The following is a 17070-nucleotide window of genomic DNA, read 5'->3' on the forward strand; positions in this document are numbered from 1 at the left end:
ACATACCGCGATCTCTGATTTTACGACTGCTTCGCAGCCGAACGCAGGCTTCGCCAGCTGCTACAAAGAGTGCGTTGCGGCTGAAATTGCTTAACTGACTGGCATTAGGGCTTGCCCGCTCCCACAGGGTTGGTGTCGATTACTCCGTGTTCAGCCGCGCTCGCGGGGAATCAGGCTCTGCAACTGCTGCGCCAGGAAATTCGCATCGAAGGCAAAGGTGTCCGGGTCTTTCAAGCCATTGGTCTTGCGCCACTGCCAATTGCTGGACGGTGGCAGGCACACCAGCGAAATGCTGCCATAACGCGCGGCGGTCAAGCCCATCACTGACAGGGAAATCTGCCCACCCGCGCCCATCACGTCCGGCACGAACTCCACTGGTTTGCCGGCAATCACAATAGACAGTTTCTCGGTCTTGAACGGCGACGTCTCGAGCGGCACGCTCGGCCCCGACGCGACATACGCCTCGCGGCTCACTTCCAACAGATTCGGCGCCAGAACGGGTGCCAGCCATTGCTGGATCTGATCGAACAACTCACCAATGCGCGTCGCCCACACGGCCGATTGCGACTCAAACAGTTGCTTCTTGTGCGCTTCGGTATCTGCATAGTGGCGAAGCATCTCGCCCAGTTGCTGTACGTCGTCCATTGCGGTGTTCCTTTGGTTGAAGCGTTGCTGCGGACTTTGAGCATGGCAGATGCCGACCGCTCGCGTACAGAAAAGGTGCGAACGGCTACAGAGGCTCGGTAGATAAAAAGGCACCATGACACTTCACCGAAAGATGAGCAGTACAGTTGAATTTCGCTGGTATCCGCCATTGGACAAACGGAAACTCCCTTCAGGCCTGGCCTATCGACACAGGCCAAAACCTGAGGAAATCCAATGCGCACCATCGGCCTTATCGGCGGCATGAGCTGGGAGTCCAGCGTCGAGTATTACCGTCTCATCAACCAGCAGGTGCGCGATCGCCTCGGGCCGTTGCGTTCGGCGAAGTTGCTGATGTACAGCGTCGACTTCGGCCCTGTCGAACAGGCCCAGCATGCGGGGCGCTGGGACGACGCGGCGGCGATTCTGGTGGATGCCGCGCGCAGGCTCGAAGCCGGCGGCGCTGAGTGCGTGGTGCTGTGTACCAACACCATGCACAAGGTGGCCGGGCAAATTCAGGCAGCCGTCGATATTCCGTTTCTGCACATTGCCGATCCTGCGGGTCAGGCGGCACTGGACGCCGGTGCGCTGCGAGTGGGTTTGCTGGGGACTGCCTTCACCATGGAGCAGGACTTTATCAAGGCACGTCTGACGGCCAAGGGCCTTACAGTGCTGGTGCCGGATGCCGAGCAGCGCCAGGCCGTGCACCGGATCATCTATGACGAGCTGTGCGTCGGGGTGATCAGCGAGGCCTCACGCCAGGTCTATCAACGTGTGATCGAATCCCTGACCGAGCGCGGCGCCCAGGCGATCATCCTCGGCTGTACCGAAATCGGCCTGCTGATCAAACCCGAGCACAGCGCCCTGCCCTTGCTCGACACCACCGAACTGCATGCGCAGGCGGCGGTAGCGTTCGCGTTGGATGACTGACCTGTAGGAGCGAGGCTTGCCCGCGAAGAACGATGACGCGTAATGCCTGAAAAACCACGGTGCATTCTTCGCGGGCAAGCCTCGCTCCTACAGGATTTTCATCGCTCATATTTCTTGGCTTACCGGCGTTGGGCCTCGGGCGTGCGACGCAGGCGCGCCATGGCCAAGGTATCGACCAGCCGACCGTCACGCACGGCGTAATCGCGAAACAGGCCTTCGGTTTCGAAACCAAATTTCTGGTACAGGCCGATGGCCGCTTCATTGTCGGCGTACACCGAAAGCTCGACCCGTTGCAGGTTCATCCAGTTATCAGCGACATCGAGCGCTGCTGCCAGCAATTTCGAACCGACGCCCTTGCCCTGCCACGCCACGGCGACACCCATGCCGAGGCTGCCGGCATGGCTGCGGCGGATCCGCGAAAACTGTTCCAGGCCAATGTTGCCAATGACCGTTCCCTGATGCAGCGCCACCAGTTTCACCGCCCGCTCGTTGTCCGCCATCAGGCGTTGGCGCCAGACCTCGGTGGACTGAAACGGCATTTGCAACACCTGCCGGGCCACGGCCGGGTCGTTGTAGAGCGCGGTGACGCCCTCGATGTGATGTTCGGCGAAGCGTTCGAGGTGAATGGCGGGGTTGTGGTCGGGCATGACGGATCCTTCCTGGATCGATGTGTGGCCGGTCACTCTAAACCGCCGCACCCTTCCTCTGCCAGATCCGGCGAATGCATCCTTACTGTAGGAGCTGCCGAAGGCTGCGATCTTTTGACTTTGCTTTTGCTGTACCTGGAAAACACAAGATCAAAAGATCGCAGCCTTCGGCAGCTCCTACGAGGTTGGGGTGGTTTGTTGAGGTTATGAACGAATGGAATTCATACCGGCACAGACCTACATGCAAAGCAGCGCTTCGCCGGTTGACGGCCCTGCCCTCACTCCCTATCCTCGCGCCTGTCACGACTCATTCGTGATCGGGTTTGACGGCCTGTATTTTTCTTACGACGCGCATAGCCTTTCTCTGCTCGAGCACTTTTGTGCCCGCTGCATTTCTTTATGGCGACTGTGCGCGGGGCACCTTCGGGTGCGCCGGTGTTCGTGAGAGCCGGTCCGTCAACCCACGCACAGTTGCCACCCAATTTCGTTTGACGGCGTTTTTTTGTGGCGGCTCTTTTGAATCTCACGGAGCTACAACCATGACGGACCCAACCACAAAATCCACCCCCTTCGCCCGCTGCGACCACGTCGACCATCACCTCTTCGCCGTACAACCCGGCATCCCGTTACTCGACGCCCTGGAGCACGCCTCGGTCTACCTCAGCTGCGCCGAAGCCCTCGCCCATCAAGCCCCCACCGCCACTCGCCCGGAGCACAGCGGTTCTTTGCGATGGGCCAGCCAACAAATGCTCAGCACTGCTCGCGCGTTGGTGCAGGCATCGGTCGATGGGTTGCACGCGGCTCAGGCCGGAGGTGAGGCATGAGTTCGCACATCTCGATGACCCACAACGAAGACAACATGCCGGTATTGCTGGTCTCCACCGAAGCACCGCTGGACGTCTTGCACAGCAGCGCAGCCAGTCGCTTTCTGGCGGTGACGCAGATGATGGAGAGTCTCGCCAGTCTGGATATCTCGTCCGCCAAAGGTGCCGATGTGCAGCAACTGGCCCATGCGGCGGCGATGTTATTGCGTGATGGGTGTGATGTGATGGATGTGTTGGGGCGGCAGATTCGTTTGCGCGCCTGATAAGAGCAAGATCAAAAGATCGCAGCCTTCGGCAGTTCCTACATGGGATTTGTCGCCGAAGGCTGCGATCTTTTGCTTTTAAAGGTGCCGGGGCTAGTGCCTGCGTTCAACGGGCTCAATGCTCGTTAACGCACCAATAGTATGATAGCTTGCGAGCACGCGCCCACCTATCCGGAGGCCCAATCATGGGAACCGTACGCAAAACCATTACCGTCACCGACCAGCAAGACCACTGGATTAAAGCCCAGATAGAAGCAGGTCATTACACCAACGACAGCGAATACATCCGCGATTTGATCCGCCGTGAACAGGAGCGAAACGCCGAGCTGGAAACCATTCGCGCCGCCCTGCGGGAAGGTGAATCCAGTGGAAAACCTCGCCCGTTCGATCCCGAGGCGTTCAAAAAGAGAATGTTGACCGCGCATGGCTGAATATCGTCTTACCCCCGCCGCTGAGGGCGACCTTGAGGCGATCTGGAGTTACACGGCGCAACAATGGGGTCTGGATCAGGCCAATCGTTACATCGACATCATTACCACAGCATTTGAGCAGTTAGCTCTGCGCCCGAAAACAGCGCCAGCCTGCGACGCTGTCCGTCCCGGTTATCGACGCTGTAGCGTGGAGCGGCACATGATCTATTTTCGAATCACTGTGTATGGGATAGCGATCATCAGAGTCCTGCATGATTGGATGGAAGCGCAGCGCAACCTCTGACCACGACCCGACCGCTCGTCGCAAAACCACCCGCACCTGTCAGATCTGACAGGTGCGCATTTCTGCTCCCTGGTGTGAGATGTGCCTTGCCCGATTGGGCAAAGCCCAGCCGCTCCAGGAGCACCTCATGGATATCCAGTCTTCGGCGTTTAACCAATTGTTTGCGTTGTATCCAATCATCATCCAGGGCGGGGTGAGGCCGGTGAAACCGGATGGCATCGCCGATGGCGGGATTCCCAAGGTGCTTTACGATGGCCAGCCACAAGGCCTCGAACTTCTGATCGATCCGTGGACAGAGCTTCAGCTCGCCTCCTGGATCATGGCGGCCGATGACCGCGTCGATCTTTACAAACAAGGTCACCCCACACCCATTACCGGCAAAACCGTTGCGCCAGGTGAAGAGCAATTGCGCATCCGTTTGTACTTGCCTCACGGGTGGTTGGATCAAGGCGTTAATGGCCTGTATTACAAGGTCATCCGTGTAAGCGGCAACGTTGAACAATCCCGGGATTTGCGGCTTCTGTACCACCTGCGCCTTCCCGATACGCTGGATGTGGAGATCCCGCCGGACGTGATTCAGGACGGGGTCGGGCCGGAGCGTGCGGCGCGGGGTGTGCCCTTCGGGTTCACTTATAACAACCGACGCAATTTTGACCGAATCGAATTTTCTGTGGGAGATGCGACATTTCGCTTCGATGTGCCCGACGCGCCGACACCGATCACCCACACGCTGTTTACCGATGCCTTTCAAAGAGCCGGTGACAATCCGAGTGCAGTGGTGGAATTCAAAGTGTTCGACCAGTTGGGCAACGTCGTCAGGTCACCCGAAAAGCGTCTGGATATTCACCTCGGTCGTCTGACCTTGCTGGCACCCACCGTGCGGGGCATGAACGGCAATCAATTCAGTCCCGTCAATTCGGAAGTCCGGGTAATAGTGCCGCAGGGCCCATTACTTTCAAGCGACAAGTTATGGGTGAAGTGGAAAGGCGCCACGGACGTAGCGGCGGGTTCCTACACCAGCCCGCCGCGACTGGTCAGCGCTGGACTGGAGATTGCGGTGCCACGCTCGGTATTGGCGTACAGCCTGGGACAACAAGTAACCGTAACCTATGTGTTCGAGCGCAACGGAATCGCCACCGAATCACCACCTTTGCTGTTGAACATTTTGACACTGCCGGAAACAGCATTGACCCCACCGAAGATTGTGGAAGCCGATGCCAATAACTATCTGGATGTATTGGCGCTGGGTACAAACAACGCGACCATTCATGCGTTGCTGCACACATTGATTGAAGCAGGCCAACCGTGCTGGCTGCGGCTGGAGGGGAAAAAGTCAGACGGTTCGGTACATGACCTGGCGATTTGGTCAGGGCTGCCGTACCAGGTCAATGCCACGTGGATCAATCAAGGCTTTTGGCCCGAGGGGCTGGTCAACAGCTACCTCAAGCAATTGGGGCACGGCACGACGCTGACGATCAAATACAAAGTGGCGCTGGACAAGAGCAATGTCGAAGCGAATGCGGTGGTCTTTCCGGACCGGGTGTACACCATCAAAGCGGTGGAGTTGGCGGTGCCGACGCTGGACAACGTATTGGATTCTGCTGGCAATGAAGTGCTTCAAGCGGGCGTGACAGTCAGCTCCACGTTGACGCTGCGAGGGACCGCCAACGAAGGGCTGCAGGTTGAGATTTTTGACGGCAACGGTGCTAGCGCAGTGTCCAAGGGAACCGCGACCGCCCACAATGCAACCCGGATCTGGGAACACCCCATCACCGTACCGCTGGGTGCTCGGCGGTTGTATGCCAAGTCGCTGTATCACAACACGGCGGTGTATTCGAATGTTCGCAACTTGACCGTAATCAGTGAGCTGATCGTAGATACGTCACCTCTGCTCTTGAACCAGCTGAATTACTCGATCGACCTAACAGCCGCCGGTTGGTTGAGGACCGGCAACGATCCAGCGGGCACGTCCGAAACACGGACCGTGGGCGGAGGCGTACTACCCTACTCATTTACCACAAGCGCGCCCGAAATCGCGTCAGTCGACAGTGCCGGATGTATCCGAAGCGAAGGAAATGGAGAAGCCATAATCACCATATCCGACGCTATGGGTCAAACAAAAACAATCGCTGTCACATGCACCAACGTTAGGAGAATTCTTGTTAGCCCTAACCAAATGGTCCCATCATCAGCTCTTGCATGGATCGACACCAATGGAACACGACTACTTACCACCAATACTCAAATGCTCCAAACCCTATTAACCAAATACTTCTCCAAGCTCGGCTCCCTCCATTACACAGGAACAACTATCGATAACTCAGCCTATCCATGGACAGTTATCGTTGCCGATTACGCCCTATATCCCAATGGCCAATACATCAAGCATACAATCGGAACCAATACACACCCGTGGCCCGCCATGACCCTCCAAAGATGAGCACCTGCCTTCGGCAGCTCCAAAGTTCAATGTTAGAGCTGGCAAAGACTGCGCTTTCTAGCTTTTTTGCCTCCCTGGATTGGCGTAGTACCAAGGATTTTTGCGGCGGTTGACTGCAGTGATCTGCGTCGCGCTCTCTCCTGTCCTCTCTCCTGTCCTCTCGCCCATACGGCTCATCCGTGATCGTGTTTGTCGGCCTGGATTTTTTAACAACGCGCTGGGAGTTGCCGAAGGCTGGGATCTTTTGATTTTGATGGCAGGTTACTCAAACCACTCCCGCCGCTCGTTGAAGGTGTTGTGGATCAGCTCGACGATTCCCTGCACCTCGACCTCATTTGTGGAGTCGGCATTGACCGCCATCCACACCTGGCGCTGCATTGGTTGGTTGAAGAGCCCGGGCAATGCCACCAGTCCCCGGTCGAATTGGCTCATGTAGTGCGGCAACAAACCGATGCAGGCGCTGCAACGGATCATCTCTAGCATCAGCTCATAGGAATGCAACTGCACCATCCCCGCCAGGCGCTGCTCCACCAGACTGTTCCATGGACCAAAAGCGCCGACGTGGCGGTCGCGCTGCCATTGCACCAGCATGAAATCGGCCAGGTCACCCAAGCTGTCCGGCCGCGCCGCAACCCGTGAATACCTTTTGGCGATGTGCGGCAGATAGTCCAGCCGTGCCAGACGCTGGGGTTCGCTGATGGCGAAACTGGGGCCTGGCAATGGGGAATCGGTGCCCGCCAGCCATACCACCACATCGGCACTAATCGCTCGCAGGGACAGTTCACTGTCCAGGGAAATGATGTCCAGGCGCACACTGGCGTTGCGCCGCAGCAGCGAGACCAGGTCGCGGCCGAGGATGTCGTGCAGGATCGACTCGGCGACGGCCAGGCGAATCAGCGGCTGTTCGATCACCGGCAACTTGCGCTCGTGCACCAGCGCAATCAACTGCGCCTGCAACTGCTGCCCGTCACGACTCAAGGTCAGCGCGCTGCCCTGGAACTTGAACAGCGAACGTTGCAACTGATCTTCCAGCTGCGCCAGGTGCTTGCGCAGCAAGGTTGCCCGCACATTGAGGCTGCGCGCGGCCTGCATGAAACAGCCACAACGGGCGCTGACCATAAAATATTGCGCCACCTCGGCATCGATTCCGGCGGCGAGTGCCAGCCAGGATTCGGATGCCCTCTGCGGTGATCGGTATTCGACAACACCCTGACGTCCTGTGGGTTCTATGAATGACATCGATGACTCCCTGTCGATCTTTGTTGGTTTTGAGCGTGCGTTGCGATTGGGGTAGATGGGTTGATCGGTGGCGAGTGTGATGACGCCTTCGCGGGCAAGCCTCGCTCCTACGGGATAGGCTCTTGTAGGAGCGAGGCTTGCCCGCGAAGGCGTCCCGCGCCACACCGCCAATCTAAAGTTTCTCCTCCAGAACCTTATTCAACACCGCCCCATCAATACTCAACGTCGCCGTATTGAGCATCCCTTCCAGATAGGCCTTGGCGATCTGTTCCTGACGCTGGGCACGCAAGGCTTGGGTCAGGCGTTCGCGCAGTTCGTCCAGGGTTGCGGTGCGGGCCGGTTGCTGCTCGGTGAGTTTGATCACATGGAAACCCGCCGCGCTCTGCACCGGCTCCGACACCGTGCCAACCTTGAGTCGCGACACCGCGCCGCGGACTTCCGGCACCAGTTGCTGCAACGGTTGCAGCCCGGTGTCGCCGCCCCGTTCGGCGCTGGCTCGGTCCTGCGAATACTGATTCGCCAACGCCGCAAATTCCGTCGGCGCGACCTGGGCTTTTTTGCTCAGTTCGAGCGCTTGCTTGCGCACGCTTTCGAGTGTCTGCGGATCGGCCACGCCGAGGAAAATCTGGCTGACCCGGTACATCGGCGGCGTCACCCAACCTGCCTTGCCGGCCTCATACGCCTGCTGCAATTCGGTGGCACTGGGGTAGTCGGCCGGCACCTGACTGACCGACTGCAAGTAGTCGCGAAAGACGATCTGCTCGGTAGCGGCGCGGGTTTGTCGTTCGACCTCCGGACGCTGCCGCCAGCCTTGGGCGTCGGCCTGTTCGAGCACGGCTTTTTCGGCCAGGCGCGAGCGAATCCAGCTTTCCAGCGCCCCACGATTGGCCCGCAGTTGTTCGCGAGCTTCCACCGGCAACGTGGCAAGCAGCGCTTTGAGTTCTTCAGGGGCGACCTGCTGATTACCCAGTCGCGCGACCGCAGGCTCATTCGCTGCCAATCCCGCCGATGGCGCCGGCTGCTGAGCGGCGATCGGGTCATTCCCCGGACGCAGTCCCAACGCAACGGCAATCACCAGCACGGCCAACGCACCTGCGCCGGCCACTACCGTACGTTTTTTCACAGGGCTGGCACCTCTTGCGCGGGCGCCTCGACGGTTTCAGCCTGGGCCTGCAACTGCGCAGCGTTCTGGCTGTATTCACGCAGGTAAACGATGAACTCCTGAAGCAAGCGATCCCACAGTTCAAGGTTGCCGCGCAGGTGATCGTCGCTCACCCCGGCGGCGACCACCATGTCCATCTCCATCACCAGAAACTCGCCCTGCACCGACAACCGGGCAAAGCGTCGCGACGCATTCCACAGCTCCGCCAGCCCGGCCGGCAACTCGCCCTGCACCCGCAAGGCGCAGCTGAAGGTGAAGTCGACGTAGCTGCCCTGCTCGCTCGCCGGGTTGCCGAAACGCACTGCGTAACCAATGCCCTGGCTGGCGCTGAGCAACTGCACGATGCCGTTCTGTTCGGTTTGATTGACCCGGTAACCGGCGGCTTGCAGCACGTCGGTGAGGGATTGTGGCGATACGTGGCTGATCAATTGAGTCATGTGAAAGTCTTCCCTGTCATTCAATGAGCGATCGCGGCCTGGGGCGCGTCGAATTGCGTTTTGTAGAGTTCGTCGCCAAAGCCCTGGGCCAGCTCTTCGAACTTGACCCTGGCTGCGCCTGCGAACGGTTGGCGGATCTTCATCACCTCGGCAACGTCGATCTTTTCATAGGCCGCGAGGATCTCCTTGGCCACGCCGTACATCTGTTGATTCTTGACTGAACATTGCTGCATTTGTGTGTCACGTTCAGCCAGTTGCGTCTCGAGCCGGGCGCGTTCGGCTTCTTTGCCCCGGGCCATCACCAGCAATTCTTCGTAAGCTTTCTTGAACTTGCCGATCTGCTCGCTGCTGGCCGCCGCTTGCGCCTGGGCCTGGTTTTGCAGGCTGTCGTGCTGGCCGGCCAGTTGTTCGGCCACGCCTTTGACCTTGGCCAGTTCCGCCGTCAGTTGCTTGATTTGCGCCTGCGCGGCCTTGGCCTGACTCTCGGCCGCCACTTGCGCGGCGCTGGCCTGAGCCTGCTGGCTTTGCAGGGTTTGCAGCTGCTGGGTGGTGCTGCGCAACTGGGTACGCAGGCGTTCTTCCATGCCTTCGGCGCTCGCCCCCTGTGCAATCAATAAGCCAAGCCCCAGCAGCAAAAATCGAGTGTTCATAACCCTCTCCCGGCGCCTTAGAAGCGCGTGTTGATCTCAAGCTGCATGACGTCGATGTCGAACGGCGCGCCGTATACCGCTTCGGAACTCAACCAGCGACCGGTGGCGACCACATTCTTCGCCAGGCCATAGTTGCCGCCGAGGAAATAGCCCTTGGCGTTGGTGCCACCCAAGTGGAACGAGGAGTCGTTGAAACCGTCCGGCAAGGCGTCCGGCTGGATGTACTTGTAGCCGGCGAAGAAGTTCCAGTCGCCCTGCTTCTTCAGCTCCAGAGCGCTGCCGAGGGTGAACTGGACCATCCAGGCATTGGCGCCACTTTCGATGTTGCCATCGCTGTCGAGGTTGTTGACGATCTGCCCGGCCGAGCGCGTGCGCATCTCGTCTTCGTCGTAACCGAGGTTGTGCACGTAATTGGCCTGGCTGCGCAGCTTGAAGTCTTCCGGCAGGTCGGTGTCCCAGACAACGTTGAGGTCCAGCAGATTGAACTCCGAGGCCAGGCCGACGAATTGCGGTTGCGGCGTGGTGGACGGGTTGAGCGGGTTCGGCGTGATGTCGCGCAGCAGGAACACGCTGTTGCCCTTCTGCATGAACGCCGAGCGACTGCCATCGCTGTCGCAGCCCGGTGCGCCGGCCCAGGGTTCGCAAGGGCTGGAGCGCTGGCCTTCGATGTCGTCGAAACGGTAGTAGGCCAACGCGCCTTTCAAGCGGTTACTGGAATTGATCGCCCAGTTGGCGCCGATTTGCGCGCCGTACAGCCACTTGTTGTCGCTCTCTTCCTTGTCAAAACCGTTGCTGCTGCTGGTGTCGTTGGTGTACTCCACCGGGAACGCACCGACGGTGCCAAACAGACCCCAATCACGGTTGAGCTTGTGGTCGAAAATCGCCGCCACGCCGTCGAAATTCAGGTCGGTGGAATAGAGCATGTCGGTGGAGAAAAACGGATTGGCGATCCGCCCGCCGGTCAGGGTCAACTCATCGGACGGTTTCCAGGTCAAGTAACCCTGATCGAGCCAGATGTCTTTTTTGCCGAAGCCGCCGCCGAGGGTCTGGGTGGTGGACACCGGGTTGTTGTCCGAACCGGTGCCGATGCGAATGCCGGCGGTCCATTCGGGCGAGATTACCGCTTTCATGCCCAGCCGCGCCCGCAGGCGGAACAGATTTTCGCGGTCTTCGCGGGTGTTGAGCAACGGCGGCAGGCTGGTGCTGCTGTTGGGGTTCACGTCGTACGGGCCATTGTTATTGAGCTTGGCGAAGTCGACAATTTCGTTGCTGTTGGTGCCCGAGTAGTAGCGCGACTCGTCTCGCAGGCGAATGTCGCCGTCGAAGCTGATACGCGAGACCCAGTCCGGGAAAGTGTTGGGCTGGGCCCAGTTTTCCTGTTTGGCGGTGGCCATGACTTCAGCCTTGACCTGGTCGCGGATCTGATCGCGAACCGCGGCCGGCACGTATTGCACGCGCACATCGCCGGGCGCAACTGCCGGGCCGGCAGGGACGGCCGCGACCGCAGTGCTGGCCTGACGCGCCTGCACCGCTTCTTTTTCCGCCTGAGCGATCAGGCCATCGGCCTGTTCCTGCTTCAACACACCTTGCTGCACCAGCAAGCGGATCAGATTGATCGTGGCGTTTTCCGAGGGCGCAGGGGCTGCCACTGCGTGCCCGACCAGGGTCGCAATGACCATGCCGACCGCCAGGGACAATCGATTCACGTTGGAAATCATCTGCACACAACTCCTTTTGGCAAAACCTGAAAATGTTCGGTTAACCCGGACGCCGCCCTTGCAGGGACAAGCGCACAGGCAAGGTCATGGAGGCCGGTGGCCGTTCGGTTAAATGGGGTGCGCCGCGCAACGCGGCGAGCACCTGGGCGTCGACTTCCGGGTTGCCGCTGGACTTCACCAGCTCGACCCGGGTGATCTCACCCACGCTGCTCAGCCAGACGTCGGTCTGCAGCGAAAAAGCCAGGTTGCGCAGGTCCGGGTTTTCCCGCAGCAAGCGCTGGAAGGTGAACGCCAGAAACTGGCTGTACGTGCCGTTGCCCAAACGCCCGCCTCCGGCACCGGCCATGCCGCCGCCCTTGCCGGCGCCGATGTTGAAGGCGTCGTTGCCGGACTGGGCGTCACCGTCCATTTGCATCGGGTTGGCCAGGTCATCGACGGGCGATGGCGGCGCCTCTTCTTCGGGCTTGACCTCTTCGGGCTCGGGCGTCGGTTCGGGCTCGACCATTTTTTCTTCCACGGGGGTTTCCGGCTCCGGCGGTTTTTCCGGCGGCGGAGGTGGCGGTGGCGGCAACGGGATAATCGTCGGCACTTTCGGTGCTTCCCGGCGCACGCCGCTCATGTCGTTGGCCCACTGCCAGATAAACCACACGGCCACAGCGCCCAGCAGCAGACCGGCGCCCCACTTTACAAAGCGCAGGGGCGACGGTTTTACCGGTATCGGGTTAAAGGGTTGTTGTGCGGTCATGGTCAGCCCTGGGTCGGTTTGCCGGTGACGAGACCGACCTGGGACAGTTCAAGCCGGCGCAACAGGTCCAGCACCTCAATGACTTTCTGGTACTGCACCGTGGCGTCGCCACGCACGATCACCGGAAAGTCAGGGTTCTGCGCCTTCTCGATACGCAAGCGGTCTTCGAGCTCCGCCAGGGTCACCGGGTAGGCATCGAGAAACACCTGGCCGCCATCGTTGACCGAGATCGCCTTGGTCTTGGCTTCGGACAGCGACACCGAGGCACTGGCCTTGGGCAGGTTGATCTGAATGCCGGAAACCTGGGCGGTGGCGGTGAGGATGAACATCACCAGCACCACCATCAGCACGTCCACCAGGGGCGTGATGTTGATGCTGTCTACCGCGGCATCATCGTCATCGTCGTGGGAGGTATTGACGCTAGCCATGTCAGTGCTCCTCAGGCCGGTACGGAGGCGTTGGTGTGGTTGCCACGGCGATGGGCCGATTCACTGAACTGGCTTTCGCCGTGCATCTCCGCCAGGCGGGTGATGAACTCATCGACGAAGACGCGCATGTCGGCGCTGACTTCCTTGTTGCGAGTGATCAGCCGGTTGTAGCCAAACAGCGCCGGAATCGCGACGAACAGGCCCATGGCCGTGGCCAGCAACGCGGCGGCCATGCCCGGGGCGATGGCGTTGATGTTGACGTCACCGGCCATGGCCGTGCCGAGGAACACCACCATGATCCCCAGCACCGTGCCGAGCAGGCCGATGTACGGGCCGCCGGCGATGGCGTTGGACAGGGTCGAGAGTTTGGAACTGAGCGCCTGATTCTCGCGGGTGCGCACGCCGTCCATGGAGCAGCGGATCGCTTCGATGGTCGCCGCCGAGACCGAAGAAGTGTCGGCGCCCTGCTCGCGGCGGGTGCGGATTTCCTTCACCGCCACTTGATACAAGCGCCACAGGGATGAGTGCTGCAAACGCTGGGCGAGGTCTTGATCGTCGGCGAACATCTCCAGGCGCGTACCGACCTTGGCGAACTGCTCGCGGAATGCTTCGTTGGCGGCGCTGAGGCGGCTGACCATGCGGTTCTTGCGGATCATGATGACCCACGACTGGAACATCATCAGCACCAGCACCGCGATGATCACCCAGGCGTCCATCGGCACGGCATTGAGCAGGAAACCGAGGCTGCCGAAGCCGTAACCCGACTGTTCTTCGTCGACGCCGTAAGCCACCAGTTTCGACTCGGCGCCCTGGGCATTGGCGTCTGCCAGCAACTGCGCGGCAGGTCGGGCAACCTTGGACAAACGCAGTTCATCGATGGCGCCGGCGAATGGCTGGTAAGTGCCGGCGGTTTCGCTCGGCAGATCGGCGCCGATGGCCATGACTGAATTGAACGCCGGCATCGCGACCGCAAGGCTCGCGGTTTCACGGCCGTTGACGTACAGCGAGACCTTGCTGCCCTCGGCGGTCAGCGCCAGGTGCTGCCATTGACCGGGGTTCAACGGTTGGGTGGATACGGCACGCTGGCCGTCGATCTCCACGAACGGCATGCCTTGGGTCAGACCCAGCAAGAGGTTATTGACCCCTTCCCGTCTTGCCAAAACCACTTGTTCGCCATTGGCCTGATCCAGACGCAACCAGGCACTGAAGGTGAACGCGCCGCCGGCGTTATGTTGCAACGATGGGCTGCCTGGCAGCAGCAATGGCTGGCCACTAAACTGCAATGCCCGCCCCATCACGCCGTCGATGCTCGCGCCGGTGGCGCTTTGCGCGGTGTTGCCGTAGGCGGTGGTGTCCTTGGGTGGTGTGCCGTTGGCGCCGTCGAAGTGATAGAGCGCGGTGAAGTTCGTGTCGAAGGTCAGTTGACCATTGCCGGTGGCCGGGGCTTTCTGGTTGCCGTAATACATCCAGATGTCTTGCCGCTGGCCGCCGGTAATGACAGGCACATCGACCCAGATCAGCGCCATGCCCATCAGCGGGTCGAAACTTTCGATCTGGTGGTTGAACACGGTTTTGTCATCGGCAGCGACAAAACGCAGGTCCGAGCCGTCTTCCTTGACGCCGTCGAAGGTGAAGTTGCCGGTGTGCAGGCGCACCAGCAGCGCCGTGCGCCCCAGCGTCTCGTTGATCGCCGCGCCCTGGGGCGTGGTGTCCACCGAAATCTGTTTGCGGTAATGCCAGTCGTCCTGCCACCAGGCCTGGGCGGTGGCCGGGAGCACGAAGCCCAGGCAGATCAGGAAAGCGATGAATAAGCGCTGCATGAAAAATTACTCCGTAGGTTCAGAACGTCGCTTGCAGGTTGAAGTGCAGGCGCGATTCCTGTTTCGAGGTGTTCGGCCCTTCGAGCAGCGGGTAGCCCCAATCCACGCTGCCGGACAGCCATTTGCTCAAGCTCGCGCGGGTGCCCAGGCCGACACTGGCCAGGGCGTAATCGGCGTCCTGATCGGGGAGCTCGTCACGCAGGTACAGCTGGGCGCCTTCGGCGAAGGCGTAGAAGCGCCATTCCTGGACGTAACTGCCCAGGTACTTGGCGAGGGACGGCGTGCGCAGCTCCTGGGACAACAGGTAACCGTCATCACCGGTGCGCTCGGCGGCTAGATAACCGCGCACCGAAGTCGCACCGCCGGCCGAGAATTGCTCGTTGGAAACCAACGGCCCGGACGCCAACTGGAACGCGGCTTTGCTCGCGGTCTGCCAGTCGTTGCCGAAGGTGAAGGTGTAATTGGTGTCGCCCTTGAGCACAGCGAAGCTGGGGCTGGCGCGGTAGCGTTTGTAGTCGAAGTCTTCGTCGGAGCTGCCGTAACCGAACAGGCTGCGAGTGCCGGCGACCAGACTCAGGCCAAGACTCCATTGGGAGTTTTCGGTGTAGCGAAAGCCGTTGTAGGCGAAGGTGAACGGTGCGTATTGCAGCGGCACGTTGTCGCTCTCGCCGGCCAGGGTCAGGCGCTCGTCGAAGTCCTTGAAGTCGATGCCGGCCGAAAACGAGTTGGACCAATTGCCGCTGGACGGCAGCGTGTAAATCGCCGAGATTCCGTAAGAGTGGCCCTTGCCCAACACGTTGCTGCCACCGATGGTCGCGACGTTGCTGTCGGACTGGTAACCGGAAAGTTGCACACTCCAGCGCTCGTTCAACGGCGCGGTGTAGGAACCGGACCAGACCTTGGCGTTGTCGGTGTCCTGGGGCGCGGTGAAGTAAGTCAGCGAAATGCTGTGGCCCAGTTGCCAGAGGTTGTTGTAACCCAGGCTGGTAACGGCGCGCAGTTTCTCGGTGTCGGCGCTGTAATCGTTGTTCAGCCCGACGCTGGCCTGCCACGGGTTCTGGTCTTCGACCTGCAAGTCCACGTCCATGGTGCCGGGGCGCTGACCTTCACGCACCAGCGGCATCACCTGCCGGCCCGGGGTCTTGTTGAGTTGCGCCAGTTCGCCCTGGACTTTACTGAAGTCCGGCACTTCGCCTTCCTTCAGGGCCGGCACGTCTTCGCGGATGTCTACTGGCGAATAGTGCTTGGCGCCAACCACCCGCACCCGGCCGACTTTGGTTTCGCTGACCTGCAGATAAACGATGCCGTCCTCGACTTTCTGCTCCGGCAACTCGACGAACACCGACTGATAACCACGGGCCTGATAAACCTTTTGCAAGGCTTCACGGGCGCCTTCGATATCGTTCAAAGTCTTTTGCGGGCCGAGAAACGGGTACACCGCTTCTTCGATCGCCCGAGCGTCGAGCACGGTATTACCGCGCACGAAGTATTCGTTCACATCGACCAGTTTTGTCGGCGCCGCGGTTGCCGCGTCTTCGGCGAATACCGGCTGCGCGCCAGCCGCCACCAGCAGCCAGCCCCACAGCGCCAGCCGTGACTTGAAAAGATGCTCCACACCACCCCCTGAATTCGAAATGACCGTCGCTGTTTGCCCAGCGTTCGGCCCACTCAATTGCTTGTTGTCGACGTCGCTGCGTGTTTGCCCAGCCAGGTGTGCAGCAGCGCGAAGTTCAAGGAGAACTCAGGCATTTGCAGCAAGGCACCGCAGAACACTTCGCCAATGATTTTCTGGATCAGCTGCACCGCCCGCGGGTTGTTCAGCAACGTGGCGATGTCGCGACTCAATACGTTGAAGCTCCAGACCTTCTGGTTCAGGTCCAGGCCGACGAACCAGCGGAACAGCAAGTTGTAATTGAGCTGCTCGTAGAGTTGCTGCTCGCTGGGCACCGAATAGAGCAACTGCAACAGCAGGATGTGCATGACCGTTTGCGGGGCGATGAGCATGCCGGGCTCGGCATTGAGGCCGTGCAGGATGTCGCGGTGCTCTTCGAGCAGGTCGTCGATTTGTGGGCGCAGCAACACCAGTGAATGGCCCGGCGGGATGTAGCTGGACACTTCTCTCAAGGCGCCCTGCCAGTCATCCTGAGACACGATCCAGACCCACGGCGCGCCGTAGCGATAGACCGAAACCGGCTTCTTGCGCGCGGCTTCGACGATCTTCGACAGGCGTTGATCGAGTTCTTGCATGCCCACTTTCGAGTAGCGTTCCATAGTCCCCATTGCCTCACTCCCGGCTCCCGCCCGCGGCTGGAAAAGTGGCCTCGCGGCCCCCTCAAGCACGTCACATAGGCATGACCGGAATGGCGATGTGCTACCGAACTTTTGTCACAAAAGCTTCATTCTGGAGATGG

General features: G+C 60.1%; 18 protein-coding genes. 6 read left to right on the top strand and 12 right to left on the bottom strand.

Translation table 11 applies throughout. The annotated features are described in order from the left end of the window. Positions 1–150: 150 nt before the first annotated feature. The gene (locus tag NHU87_RS26100) at positions 151–645 is read right to left on the bottom strand and encodes a hypothetical protein (protein ID WP_253553744.1); all 495 of its coding nucleotides are present in this window, start codon (positions 643–645) and stop codon (positions 151–153) included. A gap of 234 nt (positions 646–879) precedes the next feature. On the opposite strand from NHU87_RS26100, the gene NHU87_RS26105 reads away from it, so the two are divergent. Next, a complete protein-coding gene (locus NHU87_RS26105; RefSeq protein WP_253553746.1) occupies positions 880–1572 on the top strand; it encodes an aspartate/glutamate racemase family protein in 693 nt (230 codons plus the stop codon). Positions 1573–1691: 119 nt separating this feature from the next. Here NHU87_RS26105 and NHU87_RS26110 read toward each other — a convergent pair whose 3' ends face one another. Then, a complete protein-coding gene (locus NHU87_RS26110) occupies positions 1692–2219 on the bottom strand; it encodes a GNAT family N-acetyltransferase (protein WP_253553748.1) in 528 nt (175 codons plus the stop codon). A gap of 539 nt (positions 2220–2758) precedes the next feature. On the opposite strand from NHU87_RS26110, the gene NHU87_RS26115 reads away from it, so the two are divergent. From NHU87_RS26115 to NHU87_RS26135, 5 genes are all read left to right on the top strand, one after another. Beyond that, a complete protein-coding gene (locus NHU87_RS26115; protein WP_253553752.1) occupies positions 2759–3043 on the top strand; it encodes a DUF3077 domain-containing protein in 285 nt (94 codons plus the stop codon). Beyond that, entirely contained in the window at positions 3040–3306 is a 267-nt protein-coding gene (locus NHU87_RS26120) for a short-chain dehydrogenase (RefSeq protein WP_253553755.1), read from the top strand. Before NHU87_RS26115 ends, NHU87_RS26120 begins: the two co-directional genes overlap by 4 nt. Before the next feature lie 185 nt (positions 3307–3491). Beyond that, positions 3492–3737 (top strand): type II toxin-antitoxin system ParD family antitoxin, encoded by a 246-nt coding sequence (locus NHU87_RS26125; protein WP_253553759.1) that lies wholly within the window; start codon positions 3492–3494, stop codon positions 3735–3737. Continuing rightward, positions 3730–4020: a type II toxin-antitoxin system RelE/ParE family toxin gene (locus tag NHU87_RS26130; protein WP_253553762.1), complete on the top strand. Its 291-nt coding sequence runs from the start codon at positions 3730–3732 to the stop codon at positions 4018–4020. Before NHU87_RS26125 ends, NHU87_RS26130 begins: the two co-directional genes overlap by 8 nt. A 127-nt stretch (positions 4021–4147) precedes the next feature. Further along, positions 4148–6460, top strand: a complete 2313-nt coding sequence (locus tag NHU87_RS26135; RefSeq protein WP_253553765.1) for a hypothetical protein — start codon at positions 4148–4150, stop codon at positions 6458–6460. Positions 6461–6721: 261 nt separating this feature from the next. Here the strand turns inward: NHU87_RS26135 and NHU87_RS26140 are convergent, their stop codons facing one another. The 10 genes from NHU87_RS26140 to NHU87_RS26185 form a co-directional block, all read right to left on the bottom strand. Beyond that, positions 6722–7699 (bottom strand): LysR family transcriptional regulator, encoded by a 978-nt coding sequence (locus NHU87_RS26140; protein WP_253553768.1) that lies wholly within the window; start codon positions 7697–7699, stop codon positions 6722–6724. A gap of 172 nt (positions 7700–7871) precedes the next feature. Then, the gene (locus tag NHU87_RS26145; protein WP_253553771.1) at positions 7872–8822 is read right to left on the bottom strand and encodes a peptidylprolyl isomerase; all 951 of its coding nucleotides are present in this window, start codon (positions 8820–8822) and stop codon (positions 7872–7874) included. Beyond that, complete coding sequence (locus NHU87_RS26150) at positions 8819–9298, bottom strand: YbjN domain-containing protein (RefSeq protein ID WP_253553774.1); 480 nt, start codon at positions 9296–9298, stop codon at positions 8819–8821. Before NHU87_RS26150 ends, NHU87_RS26145 begins: the two co-directional genes overlap by 4 nt. Positions 9299–9318: 20 nt before the next feature. Next, positions 9319–9948, bottom strand: a complete 630-nt coding sequence (locus tag NHU87_RS26155; RefSeq protein ID WP_253553777.1) for a DNA repair protein — start codon at positions 9946–9948, stop codon at positions 9319–9321. 17 nt (positions 9949–9965) lie between these two features. Next, complete coding sequence (locus NHU87_RS26160; RefSeq protein WP_253553780.1) at positions 9966–11666, bottom strand: putative porin; 1701 nt, start codon at positions 11664–11666, stop codon at positions 9966–9968. 40 nt (positions 11667–11706) lie between these two features. Then, on the bottom strand, positions 11707–12411 hold the full coding sequence (locus NHU87_RS26165) for an energy transducer TonB family protein (RefSeq protein WP_253553783.1): 705 nt from the start codon (positions 12409–12411) through the stop codon (positions 11707–11709). Positions 12412–12413: 2 nt separating this feature from the next. Beyond that, on the bottom strand, positions 12414–12839 hold the full coding sequence (locus NHU87_RS26170; protein WP_007901242.1) for an ExbD/TolR family protein: 426 nt from the start codon (positions 12837–12839) through the stop codon (positions 12414–12416). Between the two features lie 11 nt (positions 12840–12850). Beyond that, on the bottom strand, positions 12851–14659 hold the full coding sequence (locus NHU87_RS26175; protein WP_253553788.1) for a DUF2341 domain-containing protein: 1809 nt from the start codon (positions 14657–14659) through the stop codon (positions 12851–12853). 19 nt (positions 14660–14678) lie between these two features. Further along, positions 14679–16274 (bottom strand): ShlB/FhaC/HecB family hemolysin secretion/activation protein, encoded by a 1596-nt coding sequence (locus NHU87_RS26180; protein WP_253553790.1) that lies wholly within the window; start codon positions 16272–16274, stop codon positions 14679–14681. A 53-nt stretch (positions 16275–16327) separates the two neighbouring features. Further along, positions 16328–16939, bottom strand: a complete 612-nt coding sequence (locus tag NHU87_RS26185) for a transposase (RefSeq protein ID WP_253553793.1) — start codon at positions 16937–16939, stop codon at positions 16328–16330. Positions 16940–17070: the final 131 nt, after the last annotated feature.

Source organism: Pseudomonas mandelii, from assembly GCF_024138395.1.
Classification (GTDB): domain Bacteria; phylum Pseudomonadota; class Gammaproteobacteria; order Pseudomonadales; family Pseudomonadaceae; genus Aquipseudomonas; species Aquipseudomonas mandelii_E.